27 protein-coding genes are annotated in these 22,618 nt (G+C 54.9%); 5 read left to right on the top strand and 22 right to left on the bottom strand.

Annotated features, from left to right (window positions below):
* Window positions 1–73: 73 nt before the first annotated feature.
* On the bottom strand, window positions 74–2,044 hold the full coding sequence (gene amt, locus BEN30_RS11440) for an ammonium transporter (protein WP_069958476.1): 1,971 nt from the start codon (window positions 2,042–2,044) through the stop codon (window positions 74–76).
* 422 nt (window positions 2,045–2,466) lie between these two features.
* On the opposite strand from amt, the gene BEN30_RS11435 reads away from it, so the two are divergent.
* The gene (locus BEN30_RS11435; protein WP_170827035.1) at window positions 2,467–2,832 is read left to right on the top strand and encodes a nucleotidyltransferase domain-containing protein; all 366 of its coding nucleotides are present in this window, start codon (window positions 2,467–2,469) and stop codon (window positions 2,830–2,832) included.
* Between the two features lie 17 nt (window positions 2,833–2,849).
* On the opposite strand, the gene BEN30_RS11430 is transcribed toward BEN30_RS11435, so the two are convergent.
* Complete coding sequence (locus BEN30_RS11430; protein ID WP_069958474.1) at window positions 2,850–4,520, bottom strand: formate--tetrahydrofolate ligase; 1,671 nt, start codon at window positions 4,518–4,520, stop codon at window positions 2,850–2,852.
* 156 nt (window positions 4,521–4,676) lie between these two features.
* Window positions 4,677–5,129: a helix-turn-helix domain-containing protein gene (locus tag BEN30_RS11425; protein WP_069958473.1), complete on the bottom strand. Its 453-nt coding sequence runs from the start codon at window positions 5,127–5,129 to the stop codon at window positions 4,677–4,679.
* Window positions 5,130–5,491: 362 nt separating this feature from the next.
* Here BEN30_RS11425 and BEN30_RS18660 point away from each other — a divergent pair, with 362 nt between their 5' ends.
* The 3 genes from BEN30_RS18660 to BEN30_RS11415 are packed head-to-tail and all read left to right on the top strand — an operon-like array spanning window position 5,492 to window position 7,698.
* Window positions 5,492–5,668 (top strand): hypothetical protein, encoded by a 177-nt coding sequence (locus tag BEN30_RS18660; protein ID WP_170827034.1) that lies wholly within the window; start codon window positions 5,492–5,494, stop codon window positions 5,666–5,668.
* Window positions 5,669–5,686: 18 nt separating this feature from the next.
* Complete coding sequence (locus tag BEN30_RS11420) at window positions 5,687–6,307, top strand: protease complex subunit PrcB family protein (RefSeq protein ID WP_069958472.1); 621 nt, start codon at window positions 5,687–5,689, stop codon at window positions 6,305–6,307.
* Between the two features lie 8 nt (window positions 6,308–6,315).
* The gene (locus BEN30_RS11415; protein ID WP_069958471.1) at window positions 6,316–7,698 is read left to right on the top strand and encodes an FAD-linked oxidase C-terminal domain-containing protein; all 1,383 of its coding nucleotides are present in this window, start codon (window positions 6,316–6,318) and stop codon (window positions 7,696–7,698) included.
* Window positions 7,699–7,824: 126 nt separating this feature from the next.
* Here BEN30_RS11415 and BEN30_RS11410 read toward each other — a convergent pair whose 3' ends face one another.
* The 11 genes from BEN30_RS11410 to BEN30_RS11360 form a co-directional block, all read right to left on the bottom strand.
* The gene (locus BEN30_RS11410; RefSeq protein ID WP_069958470.1) at window positions 7,825–8,193 is read right to left on the bottom strand and encodes a 2Fe-2S iron-sulfur cluster-binding protein; all 369 of its coding nucleotides are present in this window, start codon (window positions 8,191–8,193) and stop codon (window positions 7,825–7,827) included.
* A gap of 186 nt (window positions 8,194–8,379) precedes the next feature.
* Window positions 8,380–9,246, bottom strand: coding sequence for a nitrogen fixation protein NifM (gene nifM / locus BEN30_RS11405; protein ID WP_084005427.1), 867 nt, complete (start codon window positions 9,244–9,246; stop codon window positions 8,380–8,382).
* On the bottom strand, window positions 9,243–9,710 hold the full coding sequence (locus BEN30_RS11400; protein ID WP_069958469.1) for a nitrogen fixation protein NifZ: 468 nt from the start codon (window positions 9,708–9,710) through the stop codon (window positions 9,243–9,245). The genes nifM and BEN30_RS11400 overlap by 4 nt, the downstream gene beginning before the upstream one ends.
* Before the next feature lie 11 nt (window positions 9,711–9,721).
* Entirely contained in the window at window positions 9,722–10,054 is a 333-nt protein-coding gene (nifW, locus tag BEN30_RS11395) for a nitrogenase-stabilizing/protective protein NifW (protein ID WP_069958468.1), read from the bottom strand.
* A 20-nt stretch (window positions 10,055–10,074) separates the two neighbouring features.
* Window positions 10,075–10,581: a hypothetical protein gene (locus BEN30_RS11390; RefSeq protein ID WP_069958467.1), complete on the bottom strand. Its 507-nt coding sequence runs from the start codon at window positions 10,579–10,581 to the stop codon at window positions 10,075–10,077.
* Window positions 10,582–10,584: 3 nt separating this feature from the next.
* Window positions 10,585–11,427 carry a serine O-acetyltransferase gene (gene cysE, locus BEN30_RS11385; protein WP_069958466.1) on the bottom strand — a complete coding sequence of 281 codons (843 nt, stop codon included), beginning with the start codon at window positions 11,425–11,427 and terminating at the stop codon, window positions 10,585–10,587.
* A complete protein-coding gene (nifV, locus tag BEN30_RS11380) occupies window positions 11,420–12,607 on the bottom strand; it encodes a homocitrate synthase (protein ID WP_069958465.1) in 1,188 nt (395 codons plus the stop codon). Before nifV ends, cysE begins: the two co-directional genes overlap by 8 nt.
* Before the next feature lie 180 nt (window positions 12,608–12,787).
* Window positions 12,788–13,996 (bottom strand): cysteine desulfurase NifS, encoded by a 1,209-nt coding sequence (nifS, locus tag BEN30_RS11375; protein ID WP_069958464.1) that lies wholly within the window; start codon window positions 13,994–13,996, stop codon window positions 12,788–12,790.
* A 3-nt stretch (window positions 13,997–13,999) separates the two neighbouring features.
* Complete coding sequence (gene nifU, locus BEN30_RS11370; RefSeq protein WP_069958463.1) at window positions 14,000–14,950, bottom strand: Fe-S cluster assembly protein NifU; 951 nt, start codon at window positions 14,948–14,950, stop codon at window positions 14,000–14,002.
* 27 nt (window positions 14,951–14,977) lie between these two features.
* On the bottom strand, window positions 14,978–15,301 hold the full coding sequence (locus tag BEN30_RS11365; protein WP_069958462.1) for an iron-sulfur cluster assembly accessory protein: 324 nt from the start codon (window positions 15,299–15,301) through the stop codon (window positions 14,978–14,980).
* A gap of 89 nt (window positions 15,302–15,390) precedes the next feature.
* Complete coding sequence (locus BEN30_RS11360; RefSeq protein ID WP_069958461.1) at window positions 15,391–16,515, bottom strand: FAD:protein FMN transferase; 1,125 nt, start codon at window positions 16,513–16,515, stop codon at window positions 15,391–15,393.
* 261 nt (window positions 16,516–16,776) lie between these two features.
* Here BEN30_RS11360 and BEN30_RS11355 point away from each other — a divergent pair, with 261 nt between their 5' ends.
* On the top strand, window positions 16,777–18,414 hold the full coding sequence (locus BEN30_RS11355) for a tetratricopeptide repeat protein (RefSeq protein WP_069958460.1): 1,638 nt from the start codon (window positions 16,777–16,779) through the stop codon (window positions 18,412–18,414).
* A 17-nt stretch (window positions 18,415–18,431) separates the two neighbouring features.
* Here BEN30_RS11355 and BEN30_RS11350 read toward each other — a convergent pair whose 3' ends face one another.
* Genes BEN30_RS11350 through nifN form a run of 8 tightly spaced genes read right to left on the bottom strand, consistent with a single transcriptional unit; the run spans window position 18,432 to window position 22,616 of the window.
* Complete coding sequence (locus tag BEN30_RS11350) at window positions 18,432–18,857, bottom strand: hypothetical protein (RefSeq protein WP_069958459.1); 426 nt, start codon at window positions 18,855–18,857, stop codon at window positions 18,432–18,434.
* A gap of 13 nt (window positions 18,858–18,870) precedes the next feature.
* Window positions 18,871–19,194 carry a (2Fe-2S) ferredoxin domain-containing protein gene (locus BEN30_RS11345; RefSeq protein ID WP_069958458.1) on the bottom strand — a complete coding sequence of 108 codons (324 nt, stop codon included), beginning with the start codon at window positions 19,192–19,194 and terminating at the stop codon, window positions 18,871–18,873.
* Between the two features lie 43 nt (window positions 19,195–19,237).
* Window positions 19,238–19,552, bottom strand: a complete 315-nt coding sequence (gene fdxB / locus BEN30_RS11340) for a ferredoxin III, nif-specific (protein WP_069958457.1) — start codon at window positions 19,550–19,552, stop codon at window positions 19,238–19,240.
* A gap of 34 nt (window positions 19,553–19,586) precedes the next feature.
* Entirely contained in the window at window positions 19,587–19,796 is a 210-nt protein-coding gene (locus tag BEN30_RS11335; RefSeq protein ID WP_069958456.1) for a CCE_0567 family metalloprotein, read from the bottom strand.
* Window positions 19,797–19,810: 14 nt separating this feature from the next.
* Entirely contained in the window at window positions 19,811–20,281 is a 471-nt protein-coding gene (locus BEN30_RS11330) for a NifX-associated nitrogen fixation protein (protein ID WP_069958455.1), read from the bottom strand.
* Window positions 20,278–20,751: a SoxR reducing system RseC family protein gene (locus BEN30_RS11325; protein ID WP_069958454.1), complete on the bottom strand. Its 474-nt coding sequence runs from the start codon at window positions 20,749–20,751 to the stop codon at window positions 20,278–20,280. Before BEN30_RS11325 ends, BEN30_RS11330 begins: the two co-directional genes overlap by 4 nt.
* Window positions 20,744–21,169 carry a nitrogen fixation protein NifX gene (gene nifX / locus BEN30_RS11320; RefSeq protein WP_211563377.1) on the bottom strand — a complete coding sequence of 142 codons (426 nt, stop codon included), beginning with the start codon at window positions 21,167–21,169 and terminating at the stop codon, window positions 20,744–20,746. The genes BEN30_RS11325 and nifX overlap by 8 nt, the downstream gene beginning before the upstream one ends.
* Window positions 21,170–21,179: 10 nt before the next feature.
* A complete protein-coding gene (gene nifN / locus BEN30_RS11315) occupies window positions 21,180–22,616 on the bottom strand; it encodes a nitrogenase iron-molybdenum cofactor biosynthesis protein NifN (protein ID WP_069958452.1) in 1,437 nt (478 codons plus the stop codon).
* Window positions 22,617–22,618: the final 2 nt, after the last annotated feature.

The following is a 22,618-nucleotide window of genomic DNA, read 5'->3' as shown; positions in this document are numbered from 1 at the left end:
CGTACCTCCCACTTCTATCGTGCTGAAGCTTAAGGTGACACGGTTTTCAGAAACGGGCTGTGACGGTGCTCACTCACGACGCCAAAGAGGGAGATACCGTTAGGTCCAATTTTATATCTGTGGAGGGCTCTGCTGGTCGGGGGGCCAGTTCCGGCTCGCTGACCCGCCACGTACCCTTGCCCGACAACTTGGCGTCGTACATGGCGTTATCTGAGCGTTTGATGACGGTTTCCACATCTTCACGCGCACTTCTCGACCCCCCAAAGACGGCGATGCCCACCGACACGCCGATGTTGGCTTCACCTTGTTTTAAGATGAACGGCTCGCTGACGGTTTCAATCAATTTTTCCGCGACATGTTCCAGCGCATCCAGAGTTTCCACTTCGCCGATCAACAGCGCGAACTCATCCCCGCCCAGTCGCGCCACCAGATCGCTTTCGCGCACACAAGACAGAAGCCTCAACGCAACTTGCTTCAACAACGCATCCCCGGCGTCATGGCCCATGTCGTCATTGATTTTTTTAAAGCCGTCCAAATCCATGTACATGACCGCCCCTTGACGGCCATTGCGGTTGCACGACGCGATGCTTCGGCGCACCAGATCAAAATACACCCGGCGATTGGGCAGACCGGTCAAAACGTCCGTTGACGCCAGTTCGGTCAAACGTTCCAAGGCTTCCTGGCGACGCCCGGTTTCCAACTGGAATTTATCCAGCACGACGTTGTAAAAGGTCGCAATCTGGTGCGCTTCGGTTTCGTTCTCCACGTCCACATGCTTGGAAAAATCACCCGTGCGCGCCTGCCAATCCATTTGCGTCACCAGATCCAAAATGGATGTGGTGGCCGCATGTTCGGCAATGTTCAAACCGATGCGCTCATCTTCCGCAGACACCCGCATCGGCCAAAAACGATTGACCGCGTAAAAAGTTATGTAGCTGAGCGGAAACGCAAACAGTCCAACCGCCGCGATGCCGACCAACTGAATTTGCATCTGATCCAGACGGCTGCCGCCCATCAGGTATTCGGGGCTGGCAAACAGGGCCACCGCCATCGTGCCCCAAACACCTGCCACCAAGTGCGACGGCACCGCGCCGATGGCATCGTCGATCTGCAACTTTTCCATCAGGTGGACACTGCCAATAGCCAACGCGCCGGCCCCCAAGCCGATCAAAATGGCGCCGATTTCACCAACCACATTGCAGCCCGCACAAATGGCGACCAGCCCCGAAATGGTGCCGTTGATGATCGCATCGACCGAGGCATGACCGCGCTTGTACCAACTGATGGCCAAGCCAATAAGACCGCCCGCCGCGCCGGAAAGGGCGGTGTTGGCGACGATCAGCGGCACCAAAGAATTCAACGCCAAGGTCGAACCGCCATTGAAGCCAAAAAAGCCAACCCACAGCAAAAACACGCCGAGCACCGCCATGGGTAAATTCTGGCCTTCGATATGATGCCCACCCAGACCAAACCGCCCGATGCGCGGGCCCAAGATCAGTATCGCCGCCAAGGAAATCCACCCGCCCACGCTGTGCACCACCGTCGATCCGGCAAAATCCAAAAAGCCCATGGCGCCCAGCCAGCCGGTCAGCTCTCCACTGGGGGCGCTGTTCCAAATCCAGTGCCCCACCACCGGATAAATCACCCCCGCCGACAGCACCGTAATCATCACATAACCGATAAAGCGCAACCGTTCCGCCACCGCACCCGAAATAATGGTCGCCGCGGTGCCGCAAAACATCAGCTGAAAAATAAAGAATGCGACCCGATCCGGGCTCATGCTTTCATAAGACGCCGGGGCAAAGGCCCCGATCAAACCGTCCAGGCTCGGCCCAAACATGAGCTGAAAGCCGAACAACGTGAAGAGAATGCTGGAAATGCAAAAATCGACGAGATTTTTAATGGCCACGTTGATGGAGTTCTTCGAGCGCACCAAGCCGCTTTCCAAACACGTAAACCCCGCCTGCATCGACGCCACCAAAAAGCTGGCAATCAAGACCCAAGCCACATCCAAAGAAAGAGCAACAGGCGCATCTGGAAGCATAAGAAGCTCCGTTGTGATTAAAAATTAATCACACACATTTTCAGCCTATAGATTAGGCATCTTTTGCACCTGCACACAAGCATTTGAATCCAAAATTGAAGAATAAAGGGGCATTCAGGGCGGAAAAGCGCGAACCCATTTTCTGACACCCGTCATTGCGAGCCCCCAAAGGGGGCGCGGCAATCCAGACAACGTCTGCGGAGCTAGCGCCTCAAGATGGATTGCGTCGTCGCTGCGCTTCTCGCAATGACGCGGGGAGACGTTGAGATAGGGCCCGCAAATGTCAGTTTCCGACCAAGACGGTAATGACAACTGAAACGACTTTGAGCGTACACAAAACCCGTTGTGTACGGTGGACTAGACACAAATGCCCTATTGTTGCCGCGCAATGCGCTTTCGATCGAGGGATGGAGAAAAGTGACATGGAAAATAACAGTCTAGAACGACTAGCCACTATCGTTGCAGAGTGGGCAGAGCAGTTCCCTATTCTAAAAACCGTTTACATCTTCGGAAGTCATGTGCGTGGAGATCATCACGCAGAAAGTGACTTTGACGTCGCTCTGGAATTTGACCTCTTAGCAGGTTCATCCGAAGAAACGCCTTTTGACAAGGAACTTATATCAGGCTGCGCGGGGCTCAAGGCCCTCCTGCCATCAGGAATCAAGCTACAAGTGACAAAAGATTCCGACGACGCCGCATGGCCAAATATTAGGGCTGGCGAATGCGTCTTTACGACAGGCAAGACGCAGTGCGTGATTACACCACGGAGAAAGCCGCAGCGAACATAAACGAGCGCCAGACGCTCCTAAAACAACCCCTCAATCTCCCCAGCCGCATTCACCCGGATGTTTTCCGCTGCGGGGTGTTTGGGCAGGCCCGGCATGGTCATGATGTCGCCGCAGATGACGACGACAAATTCGGCGCCTGCCGACAGGCGCACGTCGCGCACCGGGACGACGTGGTTGGACGGTGCGCCCAGCAGGTCGGGGTCGGTGGAGAAGCTGTATTGGGTTTTGGCGATGCACACCGGCAGGTGGCCGAAGCCGCCGTCTTGAAACATTTGGAATTTGGCGCGGATTTTTTTGTCGGCGATGACCCCTTGCGCGCCATACATCATGCGCGCCACGGTGCGGGTTTTTTCCCACAAGGGCAGGCTGTCTTCATACAGCATACGAAATTCAGACGTGTCCGATGCGGTCATTTTCACCACCGCATGGGCCAAGTCTTCGGCCCCGGCCCCGCCGTCGGCAAAATGGGTGCAGGAGATGGCTTCGACCTCCAGTTCCGCGCAGCGTTGGCGCAGCAGATCCACTTCAGCCTCTGAATCTTGGGCGAAACGGTTCAGCCCCACCACCACCGGAACGCCGAAGTGTTTGAGATTTTCCACATGACGGGCGAGGTTTTCAAAGCCCTTCACCAAGGCCTCTTTGTTGGCATCGGCGTATTCGCCTTTTTGCGCCCCGCCTTGCATTTTCAGCGCCCGCAAGGTCGCCACCAAAACCACTGCGGCGGGTTTCAAGTCGCCCTTGCGGCATTTGATGTTGAAAAACTTTTCCGCGCCCAAGTCCGCGCCGAAACCCGCTTCCGTGACCACAAAATCGGCACACTTCAAGGCCGTCTTGGTGGCGATCAGCGAATTGCAGCCATGCGCAATGTTGGCGAACGGACCGCCGTGGACAAACGCGGGCGTGCCTTCCAGGGTCTGCACCAGGTTCGGTTTTAAGGCATCTTTCAACAACGCCGCCATGGCCCCTTCGGCCTTGATTTCCGAGGCGCGAACGAAGCGGCGTTGCTCCATATCTTGGCCGATGATGATGTTGCCGAGACGGCGCTGCAAATCGGCCATGTCTTTGGCCAAGCACAAGATGGCCATGATTTCCGACGCCGCCGTGATGTCGAAGCCGCCTTCGCGGGGCGCGCCGTTGGGCACACCGCCCAAGCTGGTGACCACTTCACGCAACGACCGATCATTCATATCGACCGCACGCCGCCAACTGATGCGGCGATTGTCGAGCCCCAAATCCAGGCGCCAATACACCGCATTGTCGATCATCGCCGCCAACAAATTGTTGGCCGCCGCAATGGCATGAAAGTCGCCGGTAAAATGCAGGTTGATGTCTTCCATGGGGATGACTTGGGCCCGCCCGCCCCCGGCGGCACCACCCTTCATGCCGAAACACGGACCAAGACTGGGTTCGCGCAAGCAAATGGCGGTCTTTTGGCCGATCCGCGACAAACCATCGCCCAGACCCACGGCCATGGTGGTTTTGCCTTCCCCAGCAGGCGTCGGCGATATCGCCGTCACCAAAATCAAGCGACCATCGGGTTTTGCCTTCTGGCCGTCAATCCATTCCAGGGCTATTTTGGCTTTGTCGTTGCCGTAACGCACCAGCGCGCTATCGGGCACCCCCAGACGTTTGGCAATATCGCCAATGGGTTGGGCGGTCACAGCGCGGGCGATGTCGAGATCTGCCATTTCAAGTCCCCATACTCTTCTGACTTAAGTGTCCATGCCTGTGAACTCTACAACACGCGCCCCCAAACGCCGATAGTTTACACACACACCACCAAACACGACAAAGGCCGTTCCACCTTACGGCGGAACGGCCTTTGTCAATCCAAACACAGGGCTTTATTTAGAGCACACCCGTGCCGCTTCGCGCATCAATTCGACAAAGCGCTGACGAACCAAGTTGTCGTCAATTTGGTAGAACGTGCGAACCAGTTCCAACGTTTCGCGACGATCCAGAATTTCCGCATCCGGTGCGCTGGCGGGAAGAGGACGGCCTTTTTTAGAGCCCTTTTCAGCGTATGTTTTCAATTCCGACGACATTTCATCGAAGAAATAAGAAATGGGAACGCCCAAAATACGGCTGAACTCAAACAAACGGCCAGAGCCGATACGGTTTGCACCCCGTTCATATTTTTGAATTTGCTGGAACGTCAAAGAGACTTTTTCACCCAGGTCTTTCTGACTCATGCCCAACAAACCGCGGCGCGCCCGAATCCGCGCACCAACATGCGCATCAATCGGCGTGGGGCCGTCTTTTGTTTTACGAGGGGCAGTTTTTGCTGTTGCTATCATTATGTAACACCTTTGCTTCGATTCCCTTAACTATACAATCATAAGTCAAAATGGCGCGGAAAACTTCATTTTTTTTCACCTATGACAAAGACTCAACAATCACAACTCTTTATAGATAGAACCGCAAATGCGTTTGACAACACTTGATGTTTAAAAAATACGACAATTATCATTGTGGATTCTCATCCGACCCTTTTTGCTCCCCCTAAAAACCGCTCATGTGGCCAAAAAAATCCATTTACGGACCCGGACCCTCTCTTGTCATGCCATATTATGCGGTTAACGCTTGGCCCAACAAAAATAAGCAGCCATGATAAGAGAGGGCCCAGCGCCAGGTTTTCAATTCATAAATGTGTGAACGCATGATCGAACATTCCGACACCATTGACGAAACGATCACGGCCCGATTGCAAGATCGCCCCGCACGTGTGAGGCGTGAAACTGTGCTCAAAGACAAAATCGCCACCATCATCGAAAAGCATCCCAACAAAAGTCTCAGCGTTCTGCGGCGCTGGTTGCATAATGCCCCCACGGATTAACTTTTAAGATTGAGACTGATGAAAACACCCATTGCCCCAGCTGCCTTTTTTGCCTTTCTGATGCTGCTTTTCGGCACGCCCGCAGGGGCCACCTCGACGCTCATGTCTACCCCTGTTCCCCAAAGCGCCAGCGCCCATGGTGATTTGCCCGACCCCGGTGCCCCCAGCGTTCATGCCGTGCGCGATGCAGGCGCGTGGCAACAGTTTCAAACCGAGCAACGTCTCACCTGGGCGGCCCCCATCGACTTTGCCCGCGACATGGTCGTCGCGGTATTTTTGGGCACCCGCAATACCACCGGATACACGGTTCAAATCGCCAATATTCGTGCCACAGATGCGGTCACCGAAGTCATCTATACGGAAATCCCGCCCCAGGCCCTGCAAACCGTTACGGAGACCTTGACCAACCCTTATGTGCTCAGTGTCATACCGCAATCTGCGCTGCCGGTGGTGTTCAGTTCCGGCCACTTCAAGGCAACCCAAATTCCCTATGGCGAATACACCCGCCTGATCCGCCAAATCAGTGAGATGTCTTACCAGCTGGACGATGTGCGGCGTAAAAACGCCATGTCTGAGGGCCGGGTCCGCGACTTAAACAGCCTGATCACCCGCACCGCACCGCCCCCATCAGTGCGTTAAGGTCACCCATGCCCATCAGCCAAATCCTCCCCCAACTCAAATCCCTGTTTGGCGACCGCATGACGACCAATGCAGGCGTTCTGGAAAGCCACGGTCGGGACGAAGGCTCCTTGCCCAGCGCTGCGCCCGATGCGGTGGTTTTTGTCCACACCACAGATGAAGTCAGTCAGGTGGCGAAGCTCTGCCATGGCACGGGCGTGCCGATCGTTGCGTTTGGTGCCGGCACCTCCTTGGAAGGTCACATCGCCGCCCCCCAAGGCGGGGTGTGCATCGATTTTACCCAAATGAACAAAGTCATCTGTGTGCACGAAGCCGACATGGATGCGGTCGTGCAGCCGGGCATCACACGCAAAACCTTAAACGCTCACCTGCGCGACACGGGATTGTTTTTTCCCGTCGATCCGGGGGCAGACGCCACCATCGGCGGCATGTGTGCGACCCGCGCCAGCGGCACCTCAACGGTGCGCTATGGCTCGATGAAAGACAATGTCTTGGCCTTGGAAGTGGTGCTGGCCGATGGCCGCATTGTCAAGACTGCCAACCGTGCACGCAAATCGGCGGCAGGCTACGACCTCACCCGCTTGATGATCGGATCGGAAGGCACCTTGGGCCTCATCACAGCGGTGACGGTTAAGCTGCATCCGATTCCCGAAACGGTGACCGCCGCCATCTGCCCCTTCCCGCGCGTCGAAGACGCCGTCGATTGTGTCATCACCGCCATCCAAACGGGCATACCGATGGCGCGCATGGAATTGTTGGACGCTCTCTCGATGAAAGCGGTCAACCAATACTCCCAATTGAATTATGCCCAAGCGCCAACCTTGTTTTTGGAATTTGAAGGCTCATCCGTCGCCGTGGCGGAACAAGTCGAAATGGTCCAGGCCATCGCGGCAGAGCACGGCGGCACAGATTTTCAATGGGCCACTCAATCTGAGGATCGTGCCCGCCTGTGGGCGGCGCGCCATAACCTGTACTATGCCGGATTGGCCTTGCGCCCCGGCTGTCGGGCGCTGACCACCGATGTGTGCGTGCCGATTTCCAACTTGGCCGAATGCATTCACCGCACCCACCAAGCCTTTGAGGCCAGCGCGCTGACGGGCCTGATTTTGGGCCATGTGGGCGATGGAAATTTTCATACCCTGATCTTATTTGATCCAGACGACGCCCAAGAACGTCAAGAGGTTGAACGCTTAGGCGCCGACATCGTCGCCCAGGCCCTGGCGCTGGACGGCACCTGCACCGGAGAACATGGCATCGGCATGGGCAAAACCAAGTATCTAACAGCCGAGTTGGGTGAACCGGCGGTCGACGCCATGGCGTTGATCAAAGCGGCGCTCGATCCCACCCACATCCTCAATCCGGGAAAAATCATTCCCACCGCCCCAAAATAGGGGGCTGAGCACGGCCTCTCTTTCCGCCCCTTCAACTGTGCAAAAGTTAAGGGACCACCGACCTTATATCGATGGTCCCTCGCTTTAGGGATTTGCTTTAGGGATTTACCGTGTGTCCGTTGAGACTTAAGCGCCGCCCGGCTCACCGGTGAACTGCACCAGAAGGTCTTCGTCGGTGACCACGCACTGACATGCCAGACGATAGGACGGGGGCAAATCGTTGACGTAGGCTTTTTCGATTTCCTTGCTCGACAACTTGCCGATGGATTTCAAAACTTCACGTTCTTTGTCGGTGAGCGCCACGCCCTTCACACGCTCGCCATCCAGGTGAGTCACTTTGATGAGGCACGAACCGCATTCGCCGTCTTCACATTCGTGGGGGATTTTGATGCCGTGTTCTTTGGCGATTTTCAAAATGGTGTCGAGCGAGCCGGCAACGGCTTCGACCTTTTTGTTTTTGCGCATGATGGGAGAGCTGAAATAAATGTTGGCCATGGAGTGTCACCTGTCTGTGAGATCAAGAAAGAGATTGCCTCCTTGATAGCAACACTCGTGCCAAAAAAGAGAACCAAACAAATTCAATCCGTTACCATTCACCTTGGCGACAACCCGACATAACCTTGCCAAACATTGTCACATCCAAAGGGCCACGCATGTGGGGAAGCCGACACACTCTAAATATTATTTCAGCGTTTTGATCCAAGCCTTCTGGCGAGCCTTTCGGCGTTTGTTGCTGAGATGCTGGCGCAGTTTTTCACGGGCTTCTTCCAATAAAATGACGGCTGCGGGCTCAATTTTTTCGCACAAAACCAAGTGCAGTCCCGCTTCGGTCTGCACGGGTCCGGCAATTTCACCTTCTGCCATGGTAAACAGCACTTGATCAATTTCGCTGTACAACTTGCCGGGCGGAAAATGGCCCAGAAGACCGCCTTCCAAGGCGCTGGGGCATTCGGAATGGGTGTTGGCCTGGGTAGCAAAATCGCTGGGGTTTTGGGCCAAGTGATCCTTGATGGCATTGATCCGCAGTGTGGCTTGTTCGTCCGTATTTTCCGCGTAATCGTCGTTGATGGTGATCAAGATGTGGCGCGCCGTGCGCTGTTCGGGACGGTGGAACGGCTTGGGGTTGTCCGTGTAATAGGCTTCCACCTCGGCGTCTGAGATGGGTTCAACCTCGTCGCCAATCATACTCATAACAGCATCAAAGGCCAGTTCCCGCCAAAGCGCGCGACGCAAATCCGTAACCGTCACATTGCTTTCCAAAAGGGCTTTCTCAAAAGCGATTTCATCGTCGAAACGCTGTCGAATGCGTTCAACGGCATCGTCGACTTCAACATTTGGGATCGAGACGCGGCGCCCATTTGTGCTGGACAGCACCAAGTCTTCCAGGGCGCGAGCTTGTTCGGCGCGTTGAGTGGCGGCGCTGAGTTGGCTGGCTTCCAATTCCCCCGGTTGACGACCGAACATCTCGGTTGCGGCACGCAAGATGTGATAAGCGTGCAAACCGCGTTCATCCGCGCCCGGTTGGGTTGAGACCTTTGACAAACTCACGTCATCTCCTCCAACTTCGCTTGTTCAGGATCGGCCCAATCCAAACGACTTTCCAAAATCTGCAAGGTGTGACCGGGAAAACGCACGTGGTAGGCCATTTCCCCTTCGGTTTCGCGCAGCACCATCAAGATTTCCCCCTCATCGCCCGCTTCGGCAATGATTTCACCGTTCACCGCAAAGGTCTTCAGTGCCACCACCTTGTCGCGGAATTCGAACTTGGATGGATTCCATGGCGCATCGATGGCGATCAGTTCTTCTTCCCGACACCCCACCACCCGGTCGTCGCCCAAAAAGTGAACGGTGTAGATGATCTGGTCTTGCAAAAACGTGCCCCGGTCCACCACCGTTCCGGTGCTGCCCCGACGCATGATCAAGGTGCCCGTATTCATACCCGGAAAAGTGCCGTCGTTGCGCACGTTGCGCGTCACGCGGACTTCATCACCAATTTCAAATTCTGGTCGCACGATGGAGCTCCTTATTTGATCAAGTCGCTGAGAGGCACAAACGCAGGGGCCGCGTCTTGATCCATGGATTTGTAGATTTGCAAAACTTTTTCCGTCTTGGGATCAGAATCCACAAACGTCTGATAAGCCTTGGTCAGTAATTTTGTGTAGAGCGCCTTGCGTTCACTTTCCTCTTCAGGCGGCGTTGCGACTTTGACGATGTCATCGTGAAAGCGTTGCAAGATGTGCAAGCGATAGGCATGAACGATAGTTTGATCAAACGGAATGGCAAAATAGTTGAGAAAATCTTCTGCCCCTTCCAATTCGGAAATGTCGTCTTCCAGGTCTGCATCAAAATCGAACATGGCTGTGTCTCCTATGGGGCTTAAGTGAGATCTGTTTGAAGGGCTTGGCGCGTAACGTCTGCCAAAGCAGCGGCACCGATGCGGTCTTTGGGGTCGAGTTCTGCCACTTTATCGAGCCGTTCCAGGCCGCGCTCAACATCGTCGAGGCGCAACAGCAGATAACCAGAGCCCTTTAAGGCATGCAGATAAAACCGCACCAACTCCGCCGCATGAGCTGCTGCACGCTGCACATCTGGCAAACCAAGATCGCGCCAGTCCGAAGCGAAGTTGAGCCGTCGAGCGACAATTTTTTTCACCCGGATAGCCACCTCTAAGGCTTGGGCGTGCTGATGGCGATAATAGTGATAGCGATACAGCGCCACCAAAACGGTGAGGTGTTCGGGGGCTAAGTGTTCAGCCTCCAGCAAATGAGCTTCCGCAATGGGATCGCCATAAGTCTCGCTGGCCTTGTGCAGCAGCGCCTCGACCTCTGGGGTTAAGGGTTCCGTGAAATACATTTCACCGGGCTCATAGGCCAGCAGGTCCATGATTTAGCTCCCCATCGCTTTGGCCAGGGGGGTATGCTTGCGACCACGTTTGCGCGCTTGGGGGCTGACGTTGTCGCACACGCCATCGCCATCGCATTCCATGCAGTTGCCATCTGACAGGCCCAACCGGGTTTCCACGACGGCCAAGCGCTCCAACACACACGCCACCGCATCCGCCACCGGGTCGGGGATCAGATGATGATTCAAATCAATGCCCGAGGGATTCAAGTGCGCGGTATCAGCGCTCTGCACCACCCGTCCGGGAATGCCAACCACCGTGCGGTTTTGCGGCACGTCGGCGATGACCACGGAATTGGCCCCGACTTTCGCACCGCTGCCGACGGTGATGGGACCCAAGATCATGGCACCGCCGCCCACCACCACACCATCTTCCAAGGTTGGATGGCGTTTACCGCGGCTCCACGACGTGCCGCCCAGGGTCACGCCGTGATAAATGGTCACATCGTTGCCGATGACGGCGGTTTCGCCAATCACCACACCGTGGCCGTGATCGATAAAAAATCGCCGCCCGATGACCGCGCCCGGATGAATTTCGATGCCCGTAAACATGCGGCTGAAAAACGACAGCAAGCGCGCCCCGTAACGCCAACCCTTGTTCCACAGTTTATGCGCCAGACGGTGATTGATCAGGGCATGCACACCGGGGTACGTGGTCATGACTTCCAGCTTTGTGCGCGCCGCCGGGTCGCGTCCAAACACGCACGACACATCTTCACGCAGCAAGGCAAACAGGCCGGGCATCTTTTGGGGCTCAAAGACATCCGCCGTTGGCAAGGATCTGGACACCGACATATTTTCGGATGAGAACGGGACTTGATCAGGCATGGGGCAAAACCTCAATCTGTAACGTTTCCTGGAAAAAACGCAGCAAGTCTGCGTCTTGGGGGGCGCGTTTGTATTGGGTGGAAAAAAGCCGCACACGGTCCAAAATGCATTGCGCTTGGATACGGTCCACGGCAAGGCCGAGATGTTCATACGCCAGACTCACGGAGCGGGTGCCCGAATGCTTGCCCAATACGATCTGGTGGACGCGTCCAACTTCGGCCGGATCGACGCCTTGATAGTTTAATGGATTTTTCATCAGGCCATCCACGTGGATGCCCGCTTCGTGGGTAAACACGCCATCGCCCAGCAAACTTTTTTGCCACGGCACCGGACGCCCGGAAGCTTGCGCCACCACCTCCGACAAGGTTTTGATTTTGCGCAAATCGATGCCGGTGTCGATGCCGTGCAAATGCTTCAACCCCATCACCACTTCTTCAAACGGCGCATTGCCCGCGCGTTCACCCAGGCCGTGAACGGTGGTGTTGGCGTGGGTGGCCCCACCCAAAATCGCCGCCAAGGTATTGGCCGTGGCCAAACCCAAATCGTCGTGGGCATGAATTTCCAAATCCAAATCGCTGAGCGCACGCATGCGCTCAAACGCCGCCCGGGTTGCGAACGGATCAAACACCCCCACCGTGTCGGCAAAGCGGAACCGTTTCGCCCCGGCCTTGGCCGCCGTTTCCAGCACACGGGCGATGAACTCCATATCGGCACGCGATGAATCTTCGCCACCGATGCACACGTCCAAACCCATATCCAAGGCCTTGGGCACAACGCGGGCAATCTCGCTCAACGCCCAGTCCCGGTCACGCCCCAGTTTGTGAAAAATGTGCTGATCGGATACCGGCATGGACAGATCGACGACATTCACGTCCAAATTTTTGCAATGCGCCAGGTCATCGTCGCGCATACGGCACCACACCACCAGATTGGTGTTGAGTTTTAAATCCGCCACGGCGCGAATGGCTTCGCGTTCTTCAGCACCCATGGCGGGGATGCCGATTTCCAGTTCCGGCACACCGAGAAAATCAAATTGGCGAGCAATTTCAATTTTTTCCGCCAGTGAAAAAGCGACACCTGCGGATTGCTCGCCGTCACGCAGGGTGGTGTCGTCAATGATGACGGTTCTGGGGTGTGATGGCCTGGGTTGGGATGGGTTTGTGTTGCTCTGCTGGGTCATGATCACACGGGCTCCGGTTACGCCCTTTTGTATAAGCAACCGTCGTGCCAATTATTTTACCCAGCAATAACAATGCCTTAATATTTGGGCTGCGTAAATTGTCACAAATGCCACAAAAAAATGGCGGTGAGGGTAAGGCCCTCACCGCCAAGTGCTAGGAGGCAACAGAAAAGTTGCTCTTTAGGAATAAGCCGGAGCAAACGCCGCGTCGGGGTTGGCAACCGGACCATTCTCCCCCCAATACGGGGAGAGCTTGCGGAGCTTGGTCATGATGGTGGGGATAACGTCAATAACCTTCTCAATTTCTTGGGGGGTGTTGTAGCGCGACAACGAAAAGCGAATGGTGCCGTGGGCGGCGGTGAACGGAATGTCCATGGCCCGCATCACGTGAGACGGTTCTAGAGAACCGGACGTGCACGCCGAACCCGATGAAGCCGCAATGCCGTCCTTGTTCAACAGCATCAAGATGGCTTCGCCTTCAACGTATTCAAACGCAATGTTCAAGGTGTTGGGCAGACGGTTGTCGGGATCACCGGTGACAAAGCAACTGGGCACAGCGTCCAAAATTCCCGCCTGAAGGCGATCACGCAAAGCTTTGACTTCGGTGTTTTCAAACGCCATGTGCTTCATCGCCAATGCGCACGCCAGACCCAGGCCAACGATGGACGCCGCGTTTTCCGTGCCGGCGCGCCGACCGCGTTCTTGATGACCGCCGCGCAGCAACGGCCGAAACCGGGTGCCGCGTTTTAAGTACAACACACCAACGCCCTTGGGCGCATGCAGCTTATGTCCGGACAAAGACAGCATATCAATCTTGGAACTTTTTAAGTCGATGGGCACTTTGCCCACCGCCTGCACCGCGTCGGTGTGAAACAACACGTTCGCCGCATGAGCCAGTTCCGCCATCTCTTCGACCGGGAACAAGGTGCCGGTTTCGTTGTTGGCCCACATCACCGAGACCACGGCAACGTTGGGGCTGAGCAAGCTTTTGTAAACATCCAAATCCAGGCGGCCCTTCCCATCCACTTTCAGGTAGTGGACGGTGTAGCCTTCTTTTTCGAGATGTTTGCACAGTTCCAGAACGGCGGGGTGTTCGATGGTGGTGGTGATGATTTCTTGACGCTTCGGGAACGCCTTCAGCGCCGAAAGGATGGCCGTGGAATCGGATTCCGTTCCGCACGATGTGAACACGATTTCACTGTCATGCTCCGCGCCCAACAACGCCTGAACCTGCCCACGGGCGGTTTTAATGGCGTGGCCGACTTTGTTGCCGAATTGGTGCATGGAAGACGGGTTGCCATATTGCTCGGTAAAATACGGCAGCATTTCTGCGACGATTTCAGGGTCGACCTGGGTGGTGGCGTTGTTGTCGAGATAGATACCGTCCATGACTTAAGCCCCCGATACCGCGTGAACGGCTTTCTTTTGCACCGGAATGACTTGCACGAACTCGCCCAAGGCTTCCATCAATTGCTGCTGCACACCGCCCAAGGTCATGCCCGCCATTTGACAGCCCGCACACGCGCCGACCAAATGAACCATAATGCGGTTGCCCTGCACGTCGATGAGTTCGATATCGCCGCGATCCGCTTGCAAGGTGGGGCGCACTTTTTCGATCACGGCTTCAATCTTCTTGATCCGCTGGAAGCTCGACATGCCGCTGTCGGTGCTGCCTTCGCTGTCGATTTTTGCAACGGCCGGGGTTTTGTCGGTGGGCTCTGTTAAGGGCGCCACTTGCGGCTTGGGCGCGGATTCGGGATCAAACTCAATGCCTTTTTCGGCCAAGACTTTGGTGAGAATTTCTTCGATGCCTTCATGACACGACGAACACCCGCCGCCGGCCTTGGTGTAGTTGGTGACGTCTTCAACGGACGACAGGTCATTGGCGCGGATGGTTTCTTCAATCATGACAGCGTCGATGGCGAAGCATTTGCAAATCAGTTCACCTTCTTCGTGATCGTCCTTCCATTCTTCGCCTTTATAATCGGCAATCGCCGCTTGCAGGGCTTCCCGTCCCATGACCGAGCAATGCATCTTTTCCGGCGGCAGACCTTCCAAAAAATCGGCGATGTCTTGGTTTGAGACTTTCAATGCTTCATCCAAAGTCTTGCCCTTGATGATTTCCGTGAGCGCCGAGCTGGACGCGATGGCGGACCCGCAGCCAAAGGTTTGGAACCCGGCGTCTTCGATGATTTCCGTGTCCGGGTTGACCTTCAGTTGCAACCGCAACGCATCGCCGCAGGAAATGGAACCGACGTCGCCGGTGGCGTTGGCCGCTGCCAATTCCCCTGCATTGCGCGGGTTAAAGAAGTGCTCTTTGACGGTATCGGAATAATCCCACATGGTTCAGGTCTCACTTTTTGGCGCACATTAAGCGCAGAAGGATTTGCCGCAGCCGCATGACGACTTGGCATTCGGGTTATCGAAGGTGAAGCCAGCGCCTTCAACGCTCTCGGTAAAATCAACGGTGACGCCTTCCAAGTATTGAAGGCTCGCCGGGCTGACGAACACCGACAGCGCGCCCGCTTCGACGACCACGTCGCCCAAGGGCGGAGTTTCTTCCAAACTCAGGGCATATTGATGGCCGGAACAGCCGCCGCTGTTCACTTCGATGCGCAGGCCCGCGATGGTTTTATCCGAACCGGCAATGACCTGGGCTAAGGCTTTTTGGGCATTTTCAGTTAGCTCTAACATGTTGGCTCCTATGATCTGAGTGGCGCTTGACGGCCTTCTTTTATCCATAAGAGAAGCAACGACCGTGCCAGATTATAAACGTCCTAAACTCAATGCCTTGCGGGCATCTGGCCTTGTCGTGAGTCTGACAATTGCACCACCGTGTGGGAGGCTTGCTGCGACAACGGCGCGCTTTTCACGATGGTGAGTTTTTTGTCGGTGTCGAACACCACGCGCGCCAACATCTCGGGGCTGGCGTACACCGTGCCTTGTTTGTCCACCAGCATGACGTCGCGAACGCCCATGGCTTTAGCGACTTCGACCCAATGCTCCGGCCCCGCAACAATCAACGCCGTTGCCGCCGCATCCGCCAGTGCGCCGTCGGTGTGAATGACGCTGGCCGAAACCGTGTGTTCTACCGGCATGCCTGTGCGCGGATCAATGATGTGGGCGTAGCGGATGCCTTCCGATTCCCGGAACCGTTCATAATTCCCCGACGTATAGAGATTTTCACCGCCCATCAGTTGCACCGACGCAATCACCCCCCAGTCACGCGGATCGCGAATGCCCACATTCCACAACCGCTCTCCCGCTTGGCCCAAGGTGTTGAGATCGCCGCCCGCGTTGACGATGGCATTGTTGATGCCCAGGCTTTTCAACTTGGCCACCGCCATATCCAACGCCACACCCTTCGCAAAACCGCCGAAATCAAATTGAACGGTGGGGTTGGTTGAACTGACAAGATCGTCCTCAATTTTAAGATCCGCCATGGACGGATGACGCGCCGCCAGGGCGTGAATTTTGTCAAAATCCGGTAATTTCCCAGTCGGCAATTCATCGGAATGAAAGCCCCAGATTTCGATCAGACCGCCAATGGCCGGGTTGAACAGCCCACCGCTTTTGGCTTCCAAGTCCCGCCCTTCCTTTAACAAAGGCAACACGAAGGGCGACACATGGCGACTTTCGCCATGCGCCAAGGCTGCGTTCAAAGCCACCAATTCTCCACCCGCCTTCCACGCATGCCAGTCTTTGTGCATGTGTTGAAAGTCGCGATCAATGTCCGCAACGGCCTGTTTGGCAACACCTTCATCCACACCGCGAATGATGAATTCCACCAAAGTGCCGAAGATATAGCGGGTTTCTTTGTATTCAGCCGGAGCCTTGGCGCATGACGCCAACGCCACCAAAATGACGAGAAGGATAAACGAGATGAGATGCTGACGTGAGGAAGTCATCTTGAAACTCCTTTTGCAAAACCGTTACTTTTTCCGTTCCCTGTCCCTCTGTTCCCCATGCAAAGCATGCGCCAACCCCAAAACGCAAAAAAGCCTGCAAATGCAGGCTTTCCCGAGATCCAGAACCTGTCAGGAACCTCACAATTTAGAATCAGAACCCATTTCCACACGACGCAATCGAACGCAATTATGGCAGGATAAATGATTGGCAATACAACAAACAGCAATGCTACAAAGGGTTACAATTAGGATCTTTCAGCCATGCAACACAGTTCAAACATTCAACAAACCTTGGATTCAGCCATTCAACACCACATGGCTGGGCAGCTGCCTCAGGCAAAAGGGCTGTATGAAGAGGTCTTGGCCAAGGCCCCCAATCAGCCCGATGCATTGCGCATGCTTGGCATTCTCGCCCGTCAGGTCGGGAAACTTGATATTTCGATTGAATTGATCGGCAAAGCCATCGCAGCAAGACCTGATTATGCTGATGCGCATTATGATTTAGGCGTCACTTTTCAGGGGTTAAATCGATATGACGACGCGGTTACATGCTATCAAAAAGCCATATCCATTCATCCAAACTATGTAGCTGCATATAACAACTTAGGATTTGTCTACCAGCAACAAGGCCGATTCGACGACGCTATTTCTCATTACAAAGAAGCCATTTCTTTTGACCCGTCTATTGCCGAACTTCACCTCAACCTTGGCCTTGTTCTGCGCGAGCAGGGAAAGCTAGACGACGCCATCAATTGCTACAGAAAAGCAATTTCGATCAATCCAAATATTGCAGAAGCCCACAATAGTCTTGGTGTTGCGTTAGAGAGTGAAGGCAATTTAGACGAGGCGGTTTCTTGTTTTCAAAAGGCACTTTCGATTGATCCGCAACATGGAATTGCTCACTACGGGTTGGGCAATCTTTATCGGAAACTCAAACGCAATCAAGATGCTGAAAACAGTTATCTCAGCGCACTCAAAATTTTGCCAAATTTTGAGAATGCGCAAATTGCATACAAATCATTAATCACGGGACAAGTGGCCCCCTGGCACTTCCCCATGATGAACGATGTGCCCCGAAACATCGCTTATGAGAACGCCATCAAGTCCACAATAAATTCTGATTCAATTGTTCTTGATATCGGCACCGGATCTGGACTGCTGGCAATGATGGCCGCCCGAAGCGGTGCGCGAAGCGTTGATGCCGCAGAGATGGTTCCCGCAATTGCTCACGCCGCGACAAATATCATTAAACGAAATGGTTTTGACCATATCATTAAGGTGCATAACGCTGTTTCAACGTCTCTTAAAGTTGGAACGGATATCCCCAAAAAAGCAAATGTATTGGTCACAGAAACCTTTGACGTCGGTTTGCTGGGAGAAAATGCTGTTGAAAGCATCAAGCATGCACGGGCTAATTTATTGACTGATGATGCGGTCATCATCCCGCAAAGCGCCCAAGTGTTTTGCGCCTTATTCGAAAGTATGGAAATTTACAAAAGAGGGAGAGTCGGAATCGTTTCTGGTTTTGATTTGTCGCCGTTTAACGACCTTGCACGACCTTATGATCAACTGTGTCTAAACGATTATGCATATGAGTTCATATCTGAAGAATTGGCAATATTCGATATTGACTTTATGGGGAAAGCCATCACACCCGACAAAAAAGAAATGGCGGTTCGCCCCCTTAAATCAGCCGTCTGCCATGGCGTGGCATTGTGGTTCCGCCTCCACCTTGACGGCACCCAAATATTTGATACTGCGGCTGACCAAAATGCTGACAATCATTGGGAGCAGGCTATATTTTATTTGGATGCCCCCATCACAGTATCATCTTCCCAGGACGTTCAACTCACCGTGAGCCATAACACCAAAATCATATCCGTATCATTAAGCGTGTAAGACCAACCCGTCAGGGTCTATTCCATAATACAGGCATACGCCCGGCGCAGCAGTTCCAGTTCGGTGGGAGACAGGTCGCGGGCTTCGGTGATGGCGATGAAGTTTGCGTGCGCTTTTTCAGACACTTCAAACGGCGGGTCCATCGACGTGAATTGCCCCAAGTAGACCCGCGACACGCCGTCCGGCGTATCAACAAAGGCGCTGAATTCGCTTTCCAGTTCGATCACCCCGGGGCTCAGGCCCAACCGCTTTGCGACTTGGCTCACCAACATGGCGGGGTGCGCGACCACCGCTGCGCCTTCGCCCTCCTCGCCATCGTCCAAAACTTGGGCGAGCTTGGGAAAGGGCTGAGGCGCCGCGATGCCGTCGGCAAACCGTAAAAAGCGAATGCGTGCGCTGGTGCGTTGTTTGTGCACCAAGATCAACCTTGCGGGAGCCGTCATGTGACCAAGCGTCCTACCAGATGTCCGCAGGCGCCATGAGACGCTCAACAACTTGGCCGCCCTTTAAGTGACTTTCAACAATTTCCGTCACGTCTTCGGGCTTCACTTTGATGTACATCACGCCTTCGGGATAGACCAAAACGCTGGGACCCGTGAAGCATGGACCGATACAGCTGGACGCCGACACTTTGTGCACGCCCCACAAATCGTGTTCCTGGAAGGCCGCCATAAAGGCTTCCATGACGTCGTTGGAATTGAATTGCGAACACGAACCGCGCGGGTGTCCGGCGGGACGAGATTGGGTGCAGACAAAAACGTGTTTATCGGGACGGGGCATACCGTCGCTCCTTTATTGTTATGGGTGCTAAAATATTCGGACCTTAAGGCATCGGCTGGGGGGAGTGGCTCATGCACGCCTTGGGGCACACCTTGATGCAAGCTTTGCAGCCGATGCAGTCCATGGGGTTTTTCAACGTCATAACCATGGCAGCATCATCGGAGAAGCCGTCATCGTCATCCCAATCTGCTTCAGCGTCGCCAAGATCCAGATCATCGCGATCAACCAAGTCAAACACGTCGTGCGAACAGCTTTTGAAACACCGACCACAGCCGATACATTTGCTTTGATCCAAAGTGGTGACGAATTCGGGGGTGAATTCCGTACCGCCCCGTGTGATGCCCGTGATGTTGCTCATGTCTCGTTTTCCTTAATTTCAGGGGTGTTGTGCGTTAAGCGCCCTCGGCAGCCTTCAGGGCCGCATTGGCCTCGGACCAGGCCTTGCAGGCGTCATAGGTGTCTTGGGATATTTTGGGAATGTCTTCAAAGGCGGCGGGCAAACGATCTTCGATCAAATCGTGCAATTCCATCGCCATTTCTGAAGCAATCCGTTTTGCTTTGCGTTCTGCTTTTTGCAGAGCCTTCAATTCATCGTCCGTCATGTTAAAATCCTCGATTACAAACCGGCAACTTCCGGGTATTTACCGACAATGTTCAACGCCACCGACAACAGTTTGTCGGCTTCGTCCTTCATCTTCGACAGGCTTTCAAAGCCAAAACGATGCACGTCGCGCAAGGTTTTATCCATCACCACCAACTTGCCCACCGTGATCAAAACACGGCCAAAGCCTTCGTGAGAAATGTGCATCAGCGGCACCGCCATCTTGCCGCATTCCTTTTCCGTCATCACGGCGATGGCGTTGTAAAAGGCTTTGACCCGGGCCAAGGTTTCTTCGTCGGGGTCGCCCACTATGGGAATGGCGCGTTTGCGGTCTTTGGTTAAAACCAACGGGTCCAGAACATCAATGTCCGTGGCTGTGTCATAAACGCCGTAGGAATCAATGGCGCGGATTTGACGGGTCATTTCCGTCACAAAATCGGACTTCAAAACAGGATCGGCCGCATCAATGACGAGGTCTTTGCTCATGAGTTTTTTCCTTCGTGTATATGCATTTGAGGCAAGCCGCCATGAACGGCGAGTGCCCGTGTTAAAATCAATCCAAGGCCCAACCCGACCAGCGCGCCCAGCGCTTGCAGGCCATCGCCAAAACCACTGAGCGACGTTGCGACGCTGCCCGCCACCAAACCCAATACAGGGGGCAAGTAGGCCATCAGCGCGGCCTTCACCAAACCATCGTGCGAGCAGCTCAACTGCACCGTTTCACCGGGCGTCGCCTCCACGCCGCCTTGCATTTCAAAGCGCAAACTTTGCGACACGCTCAAGCCCCCCAGCACCGACATCCCGCAGCCGCTTTCCTTGGAGCAGCTTTTGCACGCTGATCGACGCGGCACATCGACAAACAGTTGGCCGCCCGCCCCAGACACCACCCGTCCGCTGACGGTGGTGTTTTGAGGGTTTCCGGTGAGGGGAACCGTGCTGTGTGCGGGGCTATTCATTCCAACCTTCCGCCTCCATACCATCGAAGCGCTCACCGGTTTTTTCCCCTTGCAAAGCGCGCGCTATCCATGCCGTCGGGCCAGCACGCAATTGGGCTTGCAGTTCCGCGACCAATTGCGAAATGGGACTGCCCGGCTGAACCTTCATTGGCTGCACACCAATGCGCGCCAGCTTGGTAATGGCGGACCCGCCGATAGCTTGCACATAAACAGCGGCGCACGAGGACAGGGCTTGAATTTTGGCATCCAGCTTGTCTTCGTTGCCGTCTTGATCCAAGGCGCCGAATTCAACCGCGTCGGTCATGGTGGCATTTTCGGGATCAACCTCGTACATCACAAAAGACTTGGCCGATCCAAAATGCTGATCCACATGGCGCATGTCGGTCGAGGCAAAGGCAACTTTGATTCCATTGGGCATGGCGTTCTCCTTAGTGGCGCAGTCCAGAACCCGAAGATGTCGCGCGATGGACATGGTTCCCCTCTCCCTTCTCACCAGGCCCCTTGTCAGCAGGCCCTTTCTCAGCGGGCCGGTTCGCATAGATGGACGCATAGGGTTCCACTTCACCCTTGTGTGTGGACAACATCAGATTGGCCACATCAAACAAGGCATCCCGGGTGCCCGCGTATCCCATCCACGTTTTGCGAAATCCGCCCACGATATCAAACTGCGGAAAGCCTGCACGCAACACCGGCACCCCCAGAGCCTCTGCCGACTGCACACAGTGCGAATTGCCAATCACCAGTTCCGCACCCCCGTCGAAGGCCATTTTTTCCAGGTCTTCCAGATCGCCAATTTTAACGTTTTGAACGGGCAAGTCTTTCAACGACTTCGCCCCCGCAGGCGAAACGGCGACGACGACTTCGGCCCCCATGCCTTGGACAAAATCGATCATGGTTTTCAGCAAATCAGGGTCCGCCGCGATGGCAACGCGGGCTTGGCCGATCATGAAGTGGGCATCCAACATGGCGTCTTGCACCTGGGTGCGCTGGCGTTCCAACTTGGCAGGTACCGCTTGGCCGCTGATTTGGGACAGGACTAAGACAAAGGCATCCACCGCCTTTAACCCCAACAGATGGTCAAAGCGGTAATCTGGAACGCCGGTTATTTGACCTAAGCGATCCGCCGCCGGGCTCAAGGCCGCGCCGATGACGATGGTGGCCTTGGCCCCGCCCAAAGTGCGGATGACATCTACCGTCGCGCCCCCGGTGGTGAGCGGGGCAAAATCTTTGTCGCCCAAATGACCGTCTAAGCTGCCGGAAATATCGGGGATCACGACCGGGGTGAGACCAAACAGCTCTACCATGTCTTTGACCGCTTCGATGTCGCCCGGTGTTAAGTGTGCACCCGCCAAGATGTTGACACGAGACTCGTCCTTATCGTCCATGTGCACGGCAAGGGCCAAAATGAGTTCATCAACGGCTTTGGCGTATCCCGTTTCCAGACATCCAGTGAAATCGGGGGTGTCCACAGGCACGATCTCCGTGTCCGCAAATTCGGGATGCTGGGTGCGAAATTCACGGATTGCCAGACGCACGTCGGCGCCTTGGGTTTCCGAAAGCCCGGTGGACGGCAGACCGATCACGGCCGGTTTGGATTTTTTGCAAATCGCCGCCAAGCCATCGATCACATTGTCTTGCGACCCCATCACCGTGGAAACCTGATCCATGGCAGTCGTTTGCAAGGGGATCGGTTCGCGAAAGTGACGCACAAAAAAGACTTTGCCGAACGCCGTGCAGCCTTGGGAGCCGTGCAGCATGGGGATGGCGTTTTTAAGACCCAAAAACGCCAACGCCGCACCGATGGTTTGGCTGGATTTGAGCGGCTTGACCGAAAGGGCTTTGGCGCGTTTGATAAGCTCAGCCATAA

It is taken from the genome of Magnetovibrio blakemorei (genome assembly GCF_001746755.1).
Taxonomy (GTDB): Bacteria; Pseudomonadota; Alphaproteobacteria; order Rhodospirillales; family Magnetovibrionaceae; genus Magnetovibrio; species Magnetovibrio blakemorei.
Note: the sequence above shows the minus strand (reverse complement) of the source record. Positions and strands in the feature narration are given on the sequence as shown.